General features: G+C 57.6%; 15 protein-coding genes and 3 pseudogenes. 5 read left to right on the forward strand and 13 right to left on the reverse strand.

From position 1 onward, the window contains the following. The first annotated feature begins 82 nt into the window (after positions 1-82). Together JNB71_RS16065 and JNB71_RS16070 are read left to right on the forward strand one after the other, a co-directional pair. The gene (locus tag JNB71_RS16065) at positions 83-751 is read left to right on the forward strand and encodes a nitroreductase (RefSeq protein ID WP_220372779.1); all 669 of its coding nucleotides are present in this window, start codon (positions 83-85) and stop codon (positions 749-751) included. Positions 752-832: 81 nt separating this feature from the next. Beyond that, positions 833-1,405 carry an NADPH-dependent FMN reductase gene (locus JNB71_RS16070; protein WP_220372780.1) on the forward strand — a complete coding sequence of 191 codons (573 nt, stop codon included), beginning with the start codon at positions 833-835 and terminating at the stop codon, positions 1,403-1,405. Here the strand turns inward: JNB71_RS16070 and JNB71_RS24500 are convergent. Beyond that, positions 1,404-1,517 (reverse strand): annotated as a pseudogene (locus tag JNB71_RS24500) (IS6 family transposase); the annotation flags it as partial. The gene JNB71_RS16070 and the pseudogene JNB71_RS24500 sit on opposite strands and share 2 nt — an antisense overlap. A gap of 71 nt (positions 1,518-1,588) precedes the next feature. Between JNB71_RS24500 and JNB71_RS16075 the strand changes: the two are divergent. Beyond that, a pseudogene (locus JNB71_RS16075) lies at positions 1,589-1,882 on the forward strand (IS66 family transposase); the annotation flags it as partial. A gap of 30 nt (positions 1,883-1,912) precedes the next feature. Here the strand turns inward: JNB71_RS16075 and JNB71_RS16080 are convergent. From JNB71_RS16080 to JNB71_RS16100, 5 genes are all read right to left on the reverse strand, one after another. Further along, positions 1,913-2,674: an SDR family NAD(P)-dependent oxidoreductase gene (locus JNB71_RS16080; RefSeq protein WP_220372781.1), complete on the reverse strand. Its 762-nt coding sequence runs from the start codon at positions 2,672-2,674 to the stop codon at positions 1,913-1,915. Between the two features lie 13 nt (positions 2,675-2,687). Further along, positions 2,688-3,500: an ABC transporter permease gene (locus tag JNB71_RS16085; RefSeq protein ID WP_220372782.1), complete on the reverse strand. Its 813-nt coding sequence runs from the start codon at positions 3,498-3,500 to the stop codon at positions 2,688-2,690. Further along, entirely contained in the window at positions 3,500-4,366 is an 867-nt protein-coding gene (locus tag JNB71_RS16090) for an ABC transporter permease (RefSeq protein WP_220372783.1), read from the reverse strand. The genes JNB71_RS16085 and JNB71_RS16090 overlap by 1 nt, the downstream gene beginning before the upstream one ends. Before the next feature lie 83 nt (positions 4,367-4,449). Continuing rightward, on the reverse strand, positions 4,450-5,613 hold the full coding sequence (locus JNB71_RS16095) for a polyamine ABC transporter substrate-binding protein (RefSeq protein ID WP_220372784.1): 1,164 nt from the start codon (positions 5,611-5,613) through the stop codon (positions 4,450-4,452). Between the two features lie 22 nt (positions 5,614-5,635). Next, positions 5,636-6,727, reverse strand: a complete 1,092-nt coding sequence (locus tag JNB71_RS16100; protein ID WP_220372785.1) for an ABC transporter ATP-binding protein — start codon at positions 6,725-6,727, stop codon at positions 5,636-5,638. A 191-nt stretch (positions 6,728-6,918) separates the two neighbouring features. Here JNB71_RS16100 and JNB71_RS16105 point away from each other — a divergent pair, with 191 nt between their 5' ends. Beyond that, positions 6,919-7,731, forward strand: coding sequence for a helix-turn-helix domain-containing protein (locus tag JNB71_RS16105; protein WP_220372786.1), 813 nt, complete (start codon positions 6,919-6,921; stop codon positions 7,729-7,731). 70 nt (positions 7,732-7,801) lie between these two features. Here the strand turns inward: JNB71_RS16105 and JNB71_RS16110 are convergent, their stop codons facing one another. Beyond that, positions 7,802-8,113 (reverse strand): hypothetical protein, encoded by a 312-nt coding sequence (locus JNB71_RS16110; protein ID WP_220372787.1) that lies wholly within the window; start codon positions 8,111-8,113, stop codon positions 7,802-7,804. Here JNB71_RS16110 and JNB71_RS24835 point away from each other — a divergent pair. Continuing rightward, a pseudogene (locus JNB71_RS24835) lies at positions 8,073-8,276 on the forward strand (aldo/keto reductase); the annotation flags it as partial. The gene JNB71_RS16110 and the pseudogene JNB71_RS24835 sit on opposite strands and share 41 nt — an antisense overlap. A gap of 94 nt (positions 8,277-8,370) precedes the next feature. On the opposite strand, the gene JNB71_RS16120 reads toward JNB71_RS24835, so the two are convergent. The 6 genes from JNB71_RS16120 to JNB71_RS16145 all read right to left on the reverse strand — a co-directional run bounded on the left by JNB71_RS16120 (position 8,371) and on the right by JNB71_RS16145 (position 15,850). Further along, on the reverse strand, positions 8,371-10,062 hold the full coding sequence (locus tag JNB71_RS16120; RefSeq protein ID WP_220372788.1) for a glycoside hydrolase family 32 protein: 1,692 nt from the start codon (positions 10,060-10,062) through the stop codon (positions 8,371-8,373). Positions 10,063-10,175: 113 nt separating this feature from the next. After that, positions 10,176-11,531 carry a NosD domain-containing protein gene (locus tag JNB71_RS16125; RefSeq protein ID WP_220372789.1) on the reverse strand — a complete coding sequence of 452 codons (1,356 nt, stop codon included), beginning with the start codon at positions 11,529-11,531 and terminating at the stop codon, positions 10,176-10,178. Positions 11,532-11,654: 123 nt separating this feature from the next. Continuing rightward, positions 11,655-12,797, reverse strand: coding sequence for an ABC transporter ATP-binding protein (locus JNB71_RS16130; RefSeq protein WP_220372790.1), 1,143 nt, complete (start codon positions 12,795-12,797; stop codon positions 11,655-11,657). 13 nt (positions 12,798-12,810) lie between these two features. After that, positions 12,811-13,647: a carbohydrate ABC transporter permease gene (locus JNB71_RS16135; RefSeq protein ID WP_220372791.1), complete on the reverse strand. Its 837-nt coding sequence runs from the start codon at positions 13,645-13,647 to the stop codon at positions 12,811-12,813. Continuing rightward, entirely contained in the window at positions 13,640-14,521 is an 882-nt protein-coding gene (locus JNB71_RS16140) for a carbohydrate ABC transporter permease (RefSeq protein ID WP_220372792.1), read from the reverse strand. Before JNB71_RS16140 ends, JNB71_RS16135 begins: the two co-directional genes overlap by 8 nt. A 69-nt stretch (positions 14,522-14,590) precedes the next feature. Then, positions 14,591-15,850, reverse strand: coding sequence for an ABC transporter substrate-binding protein (locus tag JNB71_RS16145; RefSeq protein WP_220372793.1), 1,260 nt, complete (start codon positions 15,848-15,850; stop codon positions 14,591-14,593). Positions 15,851-16,015 lie beyond the last annotated feature (165 nt).

Below are 16,015 nucleotides of genomic sequence, written 5' to 3' on the forward strand. Positions count from 1 at the left end.
GATTACGTCGCCATTGCGAACGGAGGTAATGAACCACATCGGAAACGGGACGAAACGAACGGCCGTCAGGATGGAGGCGAGCATGGACGTATATGAGGCAGTGACAAGCCGCCGGTCGGTGCGCGGATTCAAGGACAAGCCTGTGGCAAGGGAGGTTCTCGAGCGCGTGCTGACGGCCGCAGCCTGGTCGCCATCAGGATCGAACATCCAGCCGTGGAATACCTATGTAGTGACCGGCGCACCGCTGGCGGAGCTCAAGACATCAGCCGTCGAGCGCGTGGCCCATGGCGACGCCTGGGACAAGCGGCAGTACGAGATGTACCCGCCCGAGCTGAAATCCCCGTACGGGGAGCGCCGATCCGCCTTCGGCAAGGAGCGCTACAGCGCGCTCGGCATTGCGCGCGAGGACTGGGAGGCGCGCCAGCGGGCAGCTATCGCCAACTGGAACTGTTTCGGGGCCCCCGCAGCCCTGTTCTGCTACATCGACCATGACCTTGGCCTGCCGCAATGGGCCGACGTCGGCATGTATCTGCAGACCGTCATGCTGCTGCTGCGCGCCGAAGGTCTGCACAGTTGCCCGCAGATGGCGTGGTCGCAGGTTCGCGAAACGGTCGCGGAGGCCCTGTCACCCCCGGATGGGCTCATCCTGTTCTGCGGCATGTCGATCGGGTACGAGGACCCCGCGGTGGGTTACGCCCGTACAGGCCGCGCCCCGCTCGCCGAGACGGTCACCTTCCTCGGCGATGAATGATTTGCGCTCAATAAACAAGAGACCCTTTTATGATCCCCGCGTATGATAGGTCCGTTATCACGCGGGATATTGGAGAACGCCATGACCACGCATAAAGTAGGTTATCTCATCGGCAGCCTCGCCAAGGGCTCGATCAATCGCAAGCTCGCCAAGGCGTTGGTGCGGTTCGCCCCGCCGGAACTTGAAATGTCGGAGATATCCTTCGAGGACCTGCCTCTCTACAGCTACGACTATGACGCCGACTACCCTCCGGCCGGCAGGATATTCAAGGCGGCAATCGCGGCCGTCGACGCCGTGCTATTCGTCACGCCCGAATATAATCGATCGATCCCCGGCGGGCTGAAGAACGCAATCGACTGGGCGAGCCGCCCCTATGGAACCAACTCATTCACACGCAAGCCGTCGGCGGTGATCGGCACGTCGCCGGGCGCGATAGGCACAGCCGTCGCCCAGCAGAACTTGCGCAGCGTGCTCAGTTTCTGCAACTCTCCCCAGATGAATGCCCCGGAAGCCTACATTCAGTTCACACCGGGACTGATTACAGATGACGGCGAGGTGACGAACGACTCCACCGCCGAATTTCTTCGCACGTTCATGAGAGACTTCCATGTCTTCATCGCAAGGGTTCGCTCAGTGCTGCCGAAAGATGCCTAGGCATTACATCCCGCTTTGCCGCTCCATATGAACGCAGTTTGTCGGTGGTGATCCGCATCGGCCTGAGGCCTTGTTCTTCAACAAGCCTGACCAGCAATCGCCTGTGTCGTTGGCATTTAATCATAAGAATGCGCCCGTTCCGGCAGGTGATGGCAAATAGTTTGAGATTTTTCGATGCGATTGCAACTAACCGGTATTCTCGGCAAGAGCGATCTAGCGGGCGCTTTCCGATACGGCTTGAGCAGGTGCTCCCCATTCTGCCTGTTCCTGGAAGACGGCCGTGTCGCAATCGATAACAATGCTGCCAAGCGAGCATTGCGTCGTGTGGGAGTCGGGAGCCGAAATTGGCACTTCGCTGGTGCTGACACCGGAGCAGAGACCCTGGCACGGGCCATGACGATCATAGAAAGCGCCAAGATGAGTGGCCTCGATCCGCGGGCCTATCTGGCTGACGTGCTCGACCGCGTGTCAAGACATATTCCCCCGGTAACAATCGGGTGGTCAAGTCTAAACGACGGTCTCGCCGCCATCGACGACAAGGATCTGCCCCGTCATGTAGGACGAGCGGTCCGAGACGAGGAAAAGGATCGGTTCGGCTATCTCCGAAACATCCGCCCAGCGGCCGAGCGGCACTTTCTCGGCGATGTAGCCTTCAATGGCGCTGCGTCCACCCATCTGCGCGATGAACGGTGCATTGAATGGCGTGTCAACCCATCCGGGGCAAAGAGCATTCACGCGAATGCCGAACTTCGCATAGTCGCCCGCCATTTGACGGGTCATGGCAATGACAGCATGTTTGGTCGTCGTGTAGGCGATCATTTCGCGGTCATAGAGCACACCTGATGATGATGACGTGTTCAGGATCACGCCTTTGCCGGCATTCCTCATGATCGGCATGACGAAACGCGCGGCCATGAAGTGCGCCCGCACATTCAGGCTCCAGGACTTGTCGAAGCCGTCGATTGCAACCTGCTCCAGATCACCTGCCACCTGTGCGCCTGCGTGATTATGCAGAATGTCGATCCGGCCGTGGCGCGCGACAGTAGCGGCAATGCCGGTTTCGAGCGCCCTGTCGTCGGTCACATCGACTACCAGGCTTTCGGCATTGCCGCCGGCTTCGGCAATCAGTTCGACCGTCTCTTCGGCATTCTCGAAGTTGATATCGGCAACGATCACATGGGCGCCTTCGCGCGCCATGATCTGTGCGCCGGCTTGACCGATGCCCGAGCCTGCGCCCGTGACGATTGCAATGCGATCTCTCAGTATCATGGCATTCCCCCGGTCAGTTTGTCGTTGTCCTTTCGCGCATCAGGAAGCGCGCGATGAAAATAAGGACGAGCGAGGCGACGAGCACCATCGTCGCGATCGCATTGATTTCGGGCGTCACGCCGCGGCGAATGGAGGCGAAGACGTAGATCGGCAGCGTTGTCTTCGAGCCGGCCACGAAGAAGGCGATGATGAAATCGTCGAAGGAAAAGGTGAAGGCGAGCAGAAAACCCGCCAGAATCGACGGTATGATCTGTGGCAGCACGATCTGCCGGAACGTCGTGAAGGGTGTTGCGTAGAGATCGCTGGAGGCCTCGACGATATCGCGTCCGAGGCTGGCGATACGGGCCTTCACGATCATCGTCACCAGCGCCATGGTGAACAGCCCGTGCGCGGCAATGATCGAGCCGTAGCCCAGCGCGAGCTTCGGAGGCTGATCGCCCGGCCAGAGGGCGGCGATGACGGGATTGATGAAGCCGAAGACCTCGACGAGTGCAACAAGCGTCGCGATGCCGATGACGACGCCCGGCACGACGATCGCCGCCGCAAAGAGCCCGTCGAAGATGGCACGCGTCCGGGCGCCGAGCCGCTCCATGCCGATAGCAGCCATGGTGCCAAAGACCGCTGCGAGTGCGGCGCTGGTGACCGCGATGATCAGGCTGTTGCGCAGCGCTTCCATCAGAAAGGTATTCGACAGCGCCCGGCCATACCATTGCGTCGAGAAGCCGGTGAACTCGCTGGCATTGCGGCCCGCATTGAAGGAGAAGAGCACGACGAGCGCAATCGGCGTGTAAAGGAAGAGATAGACGAAAGTGACGAGTGCGCGCATCAGATGAGATCCACCTGCCGGGTACCGGCAACGCGCCAGGCGATACGCATGGCAACAAGCAGCACGATGACAACGACGACAACCAATGTGACGGCAATCGCCGATCCGAAAGGCCAGTTGCGCGATTGCAGAAAGAGATCGACAAGCGCATTGCCGATGAAGAAGACCTTGCCGCCGCCGAGAAGCTGCGGGATCAAATATTCACCGAGAAGCAGAATCGTGACCAGCGCAACGCCGGTCATCACGCCCGGAAGCGATAGCGGCAGGGTGATGCCGAAAAACGTCGAGATCGGCTTAGCACCGAGATCGGCCGAGGCTTCGAGCAACCGGCGATCCAGCTTTTCCAGGCTGACATAGATCGGCATGATCATCAGCGGCAGGTAGCCGTAGACGATGCCGAGCAGCACGGCGCCGGGCGTATTGATCAGCCTGACGTTTTCGATGCCGACGAATTCGAACAGATGCGGAATGCCGCGCGCGCCAAGCAGATACATCCAGGCATAGGTGCGCACCAGCAGGCTGGTCCAGAAGGGCACGACGACAAGAGAGACGAGCAACAGCCGGCGCTGCGGGCTCGCCTTGACCGCAAGGTAATAGGCGACCGGGTAGGCAACGATGAGGCAGGCTGCGGCCCCGATCGGTGCCAGGATCAGCGTATTGACAAAGGCTGCCGAGCGCGCGCCAAGATTGGCGAACTGTTCGAAGGTGAAAGCCGCCTGATAACCGCCTTCCGGCGCCCGTTCGCCGAAGGCGAAGACGATGATGGCGATGAAGGGCAGCACCAGGAAGACGAACAGCCAGACACTGGCCGGGCCGACGAGGGCCGCGGTGATCAGGCGCCGTTTGGTGGCGTGGGGCAGGGGCATGGCTGGGTCTTCATCTACCGGATCACGAAGCTGAACCGGCTTCCGCAGCTACAGGGCGGGGGAAGCCGGGATGCGGGATAGACTTACGCCGACTTGAAGCGCGCCATCAATTCGGCGCGGCCCGGGTCGGTGAGTGTCACGGCGGCGCCGAATTCCAGCGGTGTCAGTGCCGCTTCGTCCGGATAGACGATCTTGTTCGATGTTACCTCCTTGGGCAGCAGCGCAATGACGCGGCTATCGGTGCTCGGTGCGCCGTTGGCGATATGCTCCTTCACCGCATTCTGCGGGTCCATGAGGTAGTTGAGCAGCGCGTAACCGGCGGCCTTATTGGGCGCATCCTTGGGGATCGCATAATAGTCGGTCCAGATTTCGCCGCCGTCGGTGCCGAGGACATAAGCAAGCTCCGGCATGTCGCGGTTGAGCTGGGCGCCGTCATTGGTCCAGCACATGGTGAGCCATGCATCGGTCGAGCGCATGGACGGCTGATAGTCGGAATTGATCGCGAAGAGATGCGGCTTCACCTTGATCAGCAGCTCTTCGGCCTTGGCAAGCTCGTCGGCCTTGATCGAATTGAAGTCATAGCCCAGCGAGACGAGCGCGCTGCCGATCGTAGTCAGCTGATAATCATGCACCATGGCGCGGCCATCGGCTTCCGTCTGGGCGATTTCGAAGAAGTCCTTCCAGCTGGAAAGCTTGGTCTTGATCTTGGATGTGTTGACGGAAAAGCCGGTCGTGCCCCAGTTCTTCGGCACGGCATATGTCTTGCCGTCGATCTGTCCTTCCTTGGTGAAGCGCGGATTTTCGGTTGCCTGGCTGAAATTCGGGATCTTCGAAAGGTCGAGTTCTTCGATCAGACCGAGCTTGTGATGGGTCGAGATCGTATAGTTGGTCGGCACGAAGAGCGACCAACCGGAAGCGCCGGCCTGAAGCTTGGCGAGCATTTCCTCGTTCGAACCGAAGACGTTGACCTCGACGGCAACGCCGGTTGCCGCCTTGAAGTTTTCGAATGTTGCCGGGTCGTGATAGTTCGGCCATGTGGCGATCGACATTTGCGTGCCCAGATCTTCGGCCGCATAGGCAGGCGTCGACAGCGCGCCCGGGAAGCGCGACAGCACGGCGGTCGCAAGACCGAGGCCCGTAACGCCGAGGAAGTGGCGGCGGCTGACGGAGCCGCGCTTCAGGCGCATGAACTCGTCCATGAAGCCTTCGGCGGAAATGGGCAGATTGTCCTTATAATCCTTGCTCATGATGCTGTTCCCTTGTTTTGGTTTATGCATTCGATGCTGGAAAGACATGGATGGCGGCGGGGTCGAAACCGAGGAAAACCTCCTCGCCCGGTTCCACAAGATCGCTCTCGTTCATGCTGCGGCGGTCTGCCGTAATCAGGAAGTCGCCAAGCCCCGGAACGCTGACCGCATATTCGGCAGACGAGCCGAGGAAGATGCGATGCGTCACGGTTCCTTTGAACGATGTGCCTGATGGCGCAGCCTTGCGCGTCAGATGGATCGCCTCGGGACGGAGAGCCGCGATAACGTCGCCCGATGCCAGCCGCTTGCCGCTGGCGATTGCTGAGCCATCCGCCAGCCTGAGCGTCGTACCATCGGCTTCCATTGCCGCGGCGATACGGTTCGTCTTGCCGACGAAATCGGCAACGAAAAGATCTACAGGCCGGTCATAGACTTCCTGCGGGCTGCCGAGCTGACGGATGCGGCCGGCGCTCATCACGCAGACAACGTCGGCCATCGAAAGCGCCTCTTCCTGGTCGTGGGTCACAAGAACGAAAGTGATGCCGAGGTCACGCTGCAGGGTTTGCAGCTCGATCTGCATGGCCGACCGCAGCTTCTTGTCGAGTGCAGCCAGAGGTTCGTCGAGGAGCAATACCGAAGGGCGGTTGACGATGGCGCGGGCAAGCGCCACACGCTGCTGTTGCCCACCCGACATTTCATGGATGCGCCGTTTGGCAAAACCGCCGAGCCGGACCATTTCGAGCGCCTCGGCGACGCGCCTGTCGATCTCTTTTGCCGCGATCTTCGGGCGCATCTGCTTGAGCCCATAGGCGACGTTCTGCTCGACATTGAAATGCGGAAACAGCGCGTAGTGCTGGAAGACCATATTGACCGGACGCCGATAGGCCGGAACTCCGTTCATCTCGCGCCCGTCGATCAGCACGGCGCCTTCGCTCGGCTGTTCAAAGCCGCCGATCATACGCAGGCAGGTCGTCTTGCCGCAGCCGGAAGGTCCGAGCAGTGCCAGAAAGGCACCCTTGGGCACAGTAAGATTAATGTCCGTCACAGCGGTCACAACGCCATAGTTCTTTGTGACCGAACGGAATTCGATATCGTTCGTCGAAGCGGATGCCACGTCTGTTCCCTGCGGTTGGTTTGGAATGGCAGTCTATCGCCGCCTTATTGCCACCGTCGTTAAGGAAAGAGTAAGCCTGAGCTTCTCGCGAGGTATATACCCCGAAAGAGGTATTTTCGCGCAGAATGGTTCGTGGGAGGTGTATATAAGGGCTGCGCTGAATGCGCAGGGCGGAAGAGGAGATCCGTCACATGAGCACCGACCTTGAAGGGCTGTTTGCCGCCTTCAATGCCATGATCGGCCGATCGACGATGGCGGATGCCGAATTCGGAGAGACGTTCCGTCAGATGATGGCGGCGCTGGTGCGGTTCGACTACGTGGTCGTTTTCGCCTACCGAGGCAAGGAGCGGCCGATCGATCTCTACAGTACCTTCGATCCCCAAGAACATGTCGTTTTCGTCACGCTCTACCAGGCTGGCCCTTATTTGCTGGATCCCTTCTACCACACGGCGCGCGAACGCCGCGAAGGCGTGCTCAGGATGCGGGAGCTGGCGCCGGATCGCTTCTTTTCCAGCGAATATTACCGAACCTATTATGTTCAGACCGGCTTGGCCGAGGAGATCGGCTTCTTCGTCAATGCCGACGAGGACGTCACCATCGTCCTGTCATTGATGCGGCGCGAGAAGACCGGGGTTTTTCCGCCTGCGGAATTTGCTATGCTGAAGAAGGTCGAGGCGCTGGTCGCAAACATGGTGAGATACTATTGGTCCGGCCTCGCCTCTCGCTTCGATACGCAACTGGTGGCCGGCAGCAGGAGCCGGCGCAGGAAGGGCGAGAACGAGACTGTCCCGCCAGCGGAAACCGTCTGGCGGGATCTCAATTTGACGAGCCGGGAGACTGCCATCGTCGAGCTCGTTTTACAGGGGCACTCATCGGAATCGATCGGCTTGAAGCTCAACATCTCGACCGGAACGGTGAAGGTCCACCGCCGCAACGTCTATCGCAAACTCGGCATCTCCTCCCAAACACAGCTGCTCTCGCTTTACCTGAAGAATGTCAGCTGACCGCTGGCTGCACGCCCCGGGCTGCTGTTAGGCCAAGGAGTTGGAAGCCGCGGCGGTGGCGGATTTTCGGTCACGCCTTGCACAGCACATCCTTCGAAATCCAGCCGGCCTGCACGACGTGGTCGAGGTTGTCTCGCGTGATGGCGATCGGATCGAGGATAATGGCGGGTTGCGATGCTCCGGAGCCGGTAGTGCCCGGCGACACGCGGGTGACCGAGTCAATCTTGGCGCTCTTGATGATCTCGACAGCCGCCTCGGGAGTTTGATCTCGATTGCTGCCTTGTTGCAGGCCGCTACACGCTGATCGACCATTAGCGCCCTTGAGGAGTTCCTTCCTAATGATGTCGAAGGGTATCAAGGTTATCGCAGCCGGTGTCTTCAACTCGGGAATTCTCGGTAGCGGCACTCGCAAAGCCATGAGCACTTACGACTATGCCAAAGCTCGCGAGAGCGTCGTGCGGCGGGTTGCTGCAGTCGCGGAAGACGCCCACAACGTCGCCTTGCCAGAAGTGGCTTTGCGGTTTGTCACTGCCCATCCCGCAATCAGCACTATTGTTCTTGGCTGCGACTCGCCAGAGCCGGTGGAACAAAACTGGCAATACCTGCCTCCGTCGATTGTCGACGCCGGGATCATGTCAATCAGCGCTTCGCCACAGCAGAGAATCGTTTCGTATACCTTCCAAGCACCTGCGTTGATGCAGGGGTCGAGATTTCCAGGCGATCGGGGTCAATATTCACGTAGCCGCGGCGCGTTCCACAAACCGCTCCGCCGTCGGCGAATATCTCGACGATTCCGAAGTCATGAAAAAGACGAAGGTCTTTCGCCTCGCCGAGCTCCGCCACATAGTGGAGTGAACCGTCGTCCTGGGCAAGGCGAATCGAAAGGATGCCGTCGGCAACGCTCACCTCGAAAGCAAGCTCGCCACCTTTCGTCGCGACAAGCTTGCTGCCTTCGAGCGGCCCCGCAAGCCGGATTTCAATGGGAGCTTTCGGCAGCAAGTATTGGCCATTTTGGTTCTCAAATACAGGGTCGGCGGCACAGCGCTCGTCGACTTCAATCGCTGGCAGCATGAGCAGCTTTTTCTTGTCTTCGCTCAGGCTTAAAACGCGCGGCAGGGACATCTCGCCGGAATAGGATGAACCTTCGGGCTTGCGGTATTCCCAGTTGAAAAGCCAGGCAAACGCGATCTGACGTCCATCGGCCTCGAAACTCTGCATCGCGTAATAGTCAGTCCCGAAATCCAGCAATTGCAGTTCCGGCGTGTCGGGCACGAAATGGCCGTCGTTCAACTCACCGATCAGCGCGTAAAGAAGATTGTGGCGCCGTGTTCGTGGCTCGACGTGGCCAACAAAGCCCATCACCAAAACCCACTTGTCCTCCAGCGGAAAGAAATCCGGGCATTCTACCGCACGTGCGCCTTCTTGGCGGAAGTTCGCCGGCGCGCGGTAGAGCGGCCTAAGATACTGCCAATCGAGGCCATCGCCGGAGCCGAACAACAAGACAGCGGGATCGCCCTCGATCGACGCGCCGAGTATCATGCGATAGGCGTTGGCTGCGTCGTCCCACCAAACCTTTGGATCTCGAAAGTCGTGCTCGACCCCGTGGGGACGCTCCTCCAACACCGTCACAATGCCTTCCGCCTTGATCATCCGCCGATCTGGGCGCGCTATTTTCTGAATCTCCCGATAACCTTTGAAAAGGTCATAGGCGGGCAGGCGCTCGGTGTAAAAGAACATCAGGCTCCCATCTCGATCCCGAAAGGCGTTGCCGGAAAATGCACCACCTGTGGCGCCGAGACGCCACAGGTTCTGCTCTGGATGCAGAAATACCGGCATGTGAAGCCAATTGACCAGCTCACGGCTCGTCGCATGTCCCCAGTGCATCGGTCCCCAATCACTGCCGCTGGGATGGAATTGATAAAAGAGGTGCCATAGCTCGCCGATCTTGCAGAGACCTACGGGGTCGTTCATCCAATGCCGGATCGGCGAGAAATGGAGCGCAGGACGAGCCGGATCGGACCGAAGCCAATCTTCAATTTCCGCACCGGTGCGTTGAAGGATCCCTCTTTCCGAAAATTCAAACACTGTTATACCGGTCTCGTTGACGGTTTGAGGCTGATATCCATATGCCCAAAGAACAGCGTCCGGCGCATTGGTAACAATGGTGACCTCGCAAGCTTCCCTGTGGTGATACGTGAAAAACTCCGGATGGATGGAAGATGCCGGAACCTGCCAAACGGTTTTGCCATCAATGTTGATACGAAAAAAGCCGTCGCCCGCGGCCCAAAATTCCAAGCGGTAACCCGAGGGCAGGAATAGGTTTTGCTTCATCAACGGGCCACCTTCCCGTTTTCCATTTGGTTGGTCATGAACACAACTCCGAATAGTCACTGAATTTTCGAGAGACGATCTAGGTTCCCCTCGGTCTACATTGAAACTGCCAACTATTGCCTAGGAACTGGAGTGCCCCTAAATGCATTCATTGTTCTGTCCATCTCAACCTGTTCGTCACTGCCTGAATCTAGGACGGTATTCCGTACCAACCCCTTTTTCACCAATACTGTCGTTACTTCGAGTACCTTCAAATTGTCAGTTGAAAGCAGCGCCCCAACTTGTGTTGAAAAGCAGGCGCTGTTTTGTGCATCATTGATTTGAGATATTTCGGTCGTTGCCACAATGTGATTATTGGCTATGTAATTGCCGCTGCCGGAAACAACATTAATTATCACAGGCTTTACGGCGAGAGGTTTGATATATTGAGCATCTATTGTTTCCGAAATGTGGTTCGCGATTACAGAATTGTTGCTGCCATCAATTTGCAAAAGTCCAAACAGATCATCCAGGCCGTTATCGTACTTCTGCATGGGCGCCCATGGCTCGCGATCTCGCAAAAAGTGATTTGAGGAGACCAAGTTCTCGCAACAATTGGCGGCAAAAACCAACATTCCGGGATAAAAGGAATGGAATCTATTTCCTGTGATCGAAGAACGCACCACGCCGGAAAAATAGACACTGCTAGCTCCTCGGGGGAATACATTGTTTGAGGATACTAGAATGCCACCATAGTTTTCAGCGTAGATGGAGTGTCCCCGATATCCGGCTCCGACAAAATTATTTGCTATTCTTGAGGCCTGCCCCATACCTTTCAATTCGATACAGTTGCCGCACTCCGCAATGAAATTGTTGTCTATCGCCAGCGCATCCGCGTCATGAACAGTAACGCCATGCTCCAGATAGATTAGACCCATCCCAGTTATCCGGAATGAGTCATTGGCGCTGCCTACATAAATTCCCGTTTTGCCATTCTTGTATGTATTTTCCGCATCATTTTGCTCCGAACCATCGTCAATGAAGTGCAGGCCATCGATGCAAAAGTCAGCAAACTCCACGGAGCTTATACGAGGATTTCCGGCGCGCTTCACATAAAAGGCGGCTCCAGCAGCCTCACCATCGGCGGCCTCTGGAGAAATGTCCACAAGTATGCGACTTCCGCCCGGCCACACTTCACGCCACTGTGCCAGTTCGTTTGCGGGTGAGTTGAAACGGATGCTCGAAGACGTAAAACCATGTCCAGAGCCCACAATCTTCAGATAGCTCACGTCTATGAAGACTTGAGTGACAAGACGATAATCGCCTGGTGGTATATAGATGACTGCTCCAGGTTTTCCGCCATCATTCAGGTCGGGAACCGCTTGCCTGCTCTTAATATCCGCAATGATGCTGTTGATGACCGATCCGATATCCTCATAGGGGTTTCCTGCGGGGTAGCATGTTACGTCGTAAAAGTTTTCACTTGCCATTGTTCATCTCTCCTCGGCCATTTCCTGACCGATGTTCTTGACGGGCTTGTCGTGCGAAAGCCGCCTGGGATACGCGTTAAGCCGGCTATCTCGCTCGGGTTTGGAACAAAAGTCCGCGAACCATCACCAGATGCTGGTGCGGCTGTCGGGTTGAAAGAAGTGAAGTTCTTCGGCATCGACAGCGATGCGCGCGATGTCACCTGCGCGTACGAGGCTCTTCGGAGAAAAACGGGCTACAGCAGCTTTTTTGCTGCCGATGTCGGCAACGGCATCCGGGTCGCCAGCATCCACCCGAGGTGCGTCGATATTCAGATGCACCATGGATTCAGAACCTAGCGCCTCGACAAGAGTGACCGGCGCCGAGATCTCGGCCGAAGAAGGCCGGATTGCGGCGTCGTTCATGTGCTCGGGCCGGATACCGACAATGACCCGACGGCTAGACGCACCGCCGAGGGAGGGGCGGTATTCGAAAACCCGGTCAGGGATTTCGAAACTGTTGCTGCCCAAGGTCAGTGTCGTTCCATTCAGAACGGCCTCGTACAAGTTCATCGAGGGCGATCCGATAAAAGCGGCGACAAAGACATTGTCAGGGCGATTGTACAGGTTTTGCGGTGTGTCGACTTGCTGCAGCACGCCGCCTTTCATGACAGCTACGCGGTCACCCATCGTCATCGCCTCGACCTGGTCGTGGGTCACGTAAATCGTAGTGACATTCAGTTTTCTTTGGAGGCTGGCGATCTCGGCGCGCATCTGCACGCGCAGCTTGGCATCGAGGTTCGACAACGGTTCATCCATCAGGAATGCCGCCGGTTTGCGGACGATCGCTCGTCCCATGGCGACACGCTGACGCTGGCCTCCTGAAAGAAGTGCCGGCCTGCGGTCGAGCAAAGCCGTCAGTTCGAGGATGCGTGCGGCTTCGTCTACGCGGCTGGCAATCTCGGTCTTCGGCAGGCCTGCCATCAGCAAGGGAAAGGCAATGTTCTCTCGCACTGTCTTGTGCGGGTATAGCGCGTAAGACTGGAAGACCATGGCGATGTCGCGATCCTTGGGATCGACATCGTTGACTAATCTGTCACCGATCCTGAGTTCACCGCTAGTAATGCTCTCCAGGCCAGCGATCATCCTGAGTGCCGTCGACTTTCCACATCCTGACGGACCGACGAAAACCATGAACTCGCCATCCCTGATGTCGAAGCTCAGATCGTGCAGAGCGTGAAAGCTGTTTCCGTAGACCTTGTTGATATTGCATAGTTCTATGCCGGCCATGCCTTTGCCTTCCTCATCCCTTTACAGCGCCGAAAGTCAGGCCGCCGACGATTTGTTTTTGAAGTGCGAGCGTTACGATGATGACCGGCAGCGAGTAGAGTACGGCCGCAGCTGTCATCGCGCCCCAGGCAAGCCCATAGACCGAATTGTATTCGGCGATGACGATCGGAGCCGTTTTGGTCGCCTCCGACGTCAACAGCAGCGCGTAGAGGAACTCGTTCCAGCTTGTGATGAAGGTAAAGAGCGCGGTGACCGCCATGCCCCCGGTCATGACTGGAAGGATAATCTTTCGAAACGCCTGGAATCGTGTGCAGCCATCCATGCGCGCCGCTTCTTCGAGCTCCTTCGGTACCCCCTCGAAGAAGGCGGACATGAGTAGCAGCGCCAGTGGTACCGCGGCCGACGTGTGAGCGAGGACCAGGCCTGGAATTGTATCGAGCAAACCCAGCGACTTCAAAAGCTGGAACAGCGGCACTCCCAGCGCCACCGACGGCACCATACGGGTCACCAGTGCGAAGAGTAGGAAAATGGTGGTGACCCGGCGCCGGTACTGCGTGGCAACGTAAGCAGCAGTAACGGCCACTGACAGCGAGAGAGCAGTCGTCAGCACCGCGACGGTGAGCGAATTGACGAAGGCTCTCGGCAAGGTTGAGGACCGCAGCACTTCGCGAAAGTTCTCGAACGATACGACAGCCGGAAAGAAGCTCGGCGGGATCTGCTGGACATCAGCCGCCGGCTTTATGGAGGTCATCAGGAGATAAATGTAAGGCAGCGCGTAGGATAGCACCAGCACGAGGGCTGCCGCGTTGATCAGGACTCCGCTGACATTGAGGCGTGCAGCTCTATGCATGTACCGGCCTCCATATCTTCCAATAGGAGAATGCCGCCAAGATCATCATGACTATGAGAAACAAAGTTCCGGACGCGGAAGCCTCGCCCAGATCGCCGAACCGAACCATGCGCTGGTAGATGTTCATCGAGAACACCTCAGAAGCATGACTGGGACCACCCTGTGTCTGTATCCAGATCAAGTCGAATGTCTTTGCAGCATCCACACCCCGCACGATCACGACGACGGCGATCACCGGCCGCATCAGAGGAAGAGTGACATGCCAGAAGCGCTTGAGCGCATTCGCCCCGTCGATCCGTGCTGCCTCCAGCAGGTCCTTTGGGATGTTCGTCAGCCCGGCATAGGACACAAGTGCGACAAAGGAGGTCGTCAGCCAGATGTCGGCAAAGGAAACGGAATAGATGACGATATCTTCGCTGGACAACCATGCGATCGCTTCTGGATCGCTTATGAGACCCAAACGGACGAGCCCGTAGTTCAGAATGCCGATATTGCCGACGAGCAGAAATCGCCACAGTAGACCCGCGACGATTGGCGGAACCATCAACGGCAGAGCGAAGATCGTGCGATGCCACCGCGATTGACCGGCAAGCGCCGAAAAAAGCAGCGCCGCACAGAAGCCAAACGTAAACTCGAAGAACAGCGCGAAGACTGAATACTGAACGGTCCGCAGAGCGCTTTCCACGACGCGTTTCGAAGTCAAGGCATCGAAATAGTTCTGCAGGCCGACCCATTCGCGTATATGGGGCGTGATCGTATCGACCTTGAAAAAGGAATCGAATACCAGGAGCCCCACAGGATAGGCGACCAGCAGGCCAAGGATGGCGGCCGCAGGCGCGAGCATGCAAAACACGAATCGGTCTTCACCCGACATGTCCGTCTCCGAAAGCTGAGGACTGCGGGTGGCATATTGTCCCCCCGCGATGTTGAGGAATGTCCGAGGCTAGTTGAGGATGTCCTCAATCGTTTCCTTCGCTTCCGTGAGGACCTCACCGACATCCGCCTTACAGGTGAGTGCCTGCTGCACCGCGGGTAGCACAGCTTCGTCGACTATTTCCTGATATTTCTCGTTCATCGGCCGACCTTGCGTCGCAGGAGCACTCAGTGTTTCAAGAAGCGGGGTGAAATGCTCATAACCGGGCTTGCCGGCATAGCTGCGATAAGCGGAATTCGTCGCGGCGAGACCGAGTGGGGCCTCGATGCCCAAAGCGTTGTTGGCGATCGCGAAAGCGATGAACCTTTTCGCGGCGTCCTTGTTCTGGGAGGTCGACGGAACAACGTTGTACCAGGGACCGGGAATGGCTGCGATTCCAGCATCGCCAGCCAGCATCGGCGCGACGCCAACTTTGCCGCTGACCTTGGAGTCCGGGGGCGTCATCTTGTAGGCGTGACCCCAGAATTTCATCATCGCCGTCTTGCCCTGGTAGAAGAGGTTCTGGGCCTCGCCCCAGCCGATTTCATTGACGTTTTCCGGGACTGAGTGATCTGTGCAGTGCGGCGCGATGTAGAACTCCAGTGCCTTCTTGTGTGCCTCGTTATCGATGATGACCTGCCCATCCTTGTCGAGGATCACGCCGGGCGAACCCGCCTGCAGCACATGCGCCATCCATTCCTCTGAAAACGTGCCAATGGTGTCGGTGCCCCAGAAATCGGCCTTGCCATCACCGTCCTTGTCACGCGTAAAGAATTTTGCGATGTCGCGCCATTGCTGCCAGGTCGTGGGAGGAGCAAGGGGGTAGCCGTACTTTGCCTGGAACGCCTCCTTTTCCTCCGCTTGATCGAAGAGGTCCTTGCGATAGAAGACGATCTCGGCGTTTGCCCACCCGGGCATGCCGATCAATTTGTCACCCACCTTTGCGTCTGCAAGTAAAGCAGGTGGCAAATCTGCCCGAATCGCATCGGTGAAAAGAGGTGAGAGATCTTCGACATGGCTTGCAAACTTCGCATTCCACACGACATCAATTGTCACCACGTCGAAGGCCGACGAACCGGAAGCGATCTCGGCTGAGAACTTGTCAAAGACACCCTGATAGGGGACGACGGTGAACTTCACCTCGATGCCGGTCTCGGCGGTAAACTTCTCGGCTACCGCCTTCTGCAGCATTTCGCCGCCGCCTTCGACCAAAATATTGATGGTTTCCGCATTGACAGTAGCGGCCATAAAAACAAGCGCGAGTGCGCTAGCACCAAGCAATTTCTTCATCAATTCCTCCCATCTGGCTCGTGGCACTTGCGCTGAGCCTCCTTCTTGATGCGAAGGTAATCTTCGTATGACGACGTTGTCAATACGGAATGTCGACGTTGTCAGAAAAATATGTCGACGTTGTCATGCGTCTGGTTTAAAACGAATCTCAACACGGAGATTTGC

It is taken from the genome of Rhizobium herbae (assembly GCF_019511375.1).
Lineage (GTDB): Bacteria > Pseudomonadota > Alphaproteobacteria > Rhizobiales > Rhizobiaceae > Pararhizobium > Pararhizobium herbae_A.

Bases quoted from the DNA above. Each gene is read 5' to 3' on its own strand.
- JNB71_RS16125 (WP_220372789.1), bottom strand. From the start codon at position 11,531: ATGGCAAGTGAAAACTTTTACGACGTAACATGCTACCCCGCAGGAAAC.
- JNB71_RS16130 (WP_220372790.1), bottom strand. From the start codon at position 12,797: ATGGCCGGCATAGAACTATGCAATATCAACAAGGTCTACGGAAACAGC.
- JNB71_RS16095 (WP_220372784.1), bottom strand. From the start codon at position 5,613: ATGAGCAAGGATTATAAGGACAATCTGCCCATTTCCGCCGAAGGCTTC.
- JNB71_RS16080 (WP_220372781.1), bottom strand. From the start codon at position 2,674: ATGATACTGAGAGATCGCATTGCAATCGTCACGGGCGCAGGCTCGGGC.
- JNB71_RS16090 (WP_220372783.1), bottom strand. From the start codon at position 4,366: ATGCCCCTGCCCCACGCCACCAAACGGCGCCTGATCACCGCGGCCCTC.
- JNB71_RS16135 (WP_220372791.1), bottom strand. From the start codon at position 13,647: ATGCATAGAGCTGCACGCCTCAATGTCAGCGGAGTCCTGATCAACGCG.
- JNB71_RS16120 (WP_220372788.1), bottom strand. From the start codon at position 10,062: ATGAAGCAAAACCTATTCCTGCCCTCGGGTTACCGCTTGGAATTTTGG.
- JNB71_RS16065 (WP_220372779.1), top strand. From the start codon at position 83: ATGGACGTATATGAGGCAGTGACAAGCCGCCGGTCGGTGCGCGGATTC.
- JNB71_RS16105 (WP_220372786.1), top strand. From the start codon at position 6,919: ATGAGCACCGACCTTGAAGGGCTGTTTGCCGCCTTCAATGCCATGATC.
- JNB71_RS16140 (WP_220372792.1), bottom strand. From the start codon at position 14,521: ATGTCGGGTGAAGACCGATTCGTGTTTTGCATGCTCGCGCCTGCGGCC.
- JNB71_RS16070 (WP_220372780.1), top strand. From the start codon at position 833: ATGACCACGCATAAAGTAGGTTATCTCATCGGCAGCCTCGCCAAGGGC.
- JNB71_RS16145 (WP_220372793.1), bottom strand. From the start codon at position 15,850: ATGAAGAAATTGCTTGGTGCTAGCGCACTCGCGCTTGTTTTTATGGCC.
- JNB71_RS16085 (WP_220372782.1), bottom strand. From the start codon at position 3,500: ATGCGCGCACTCGTCACTTTCGTCTATCTCTTCCTTTACACGCCGATT.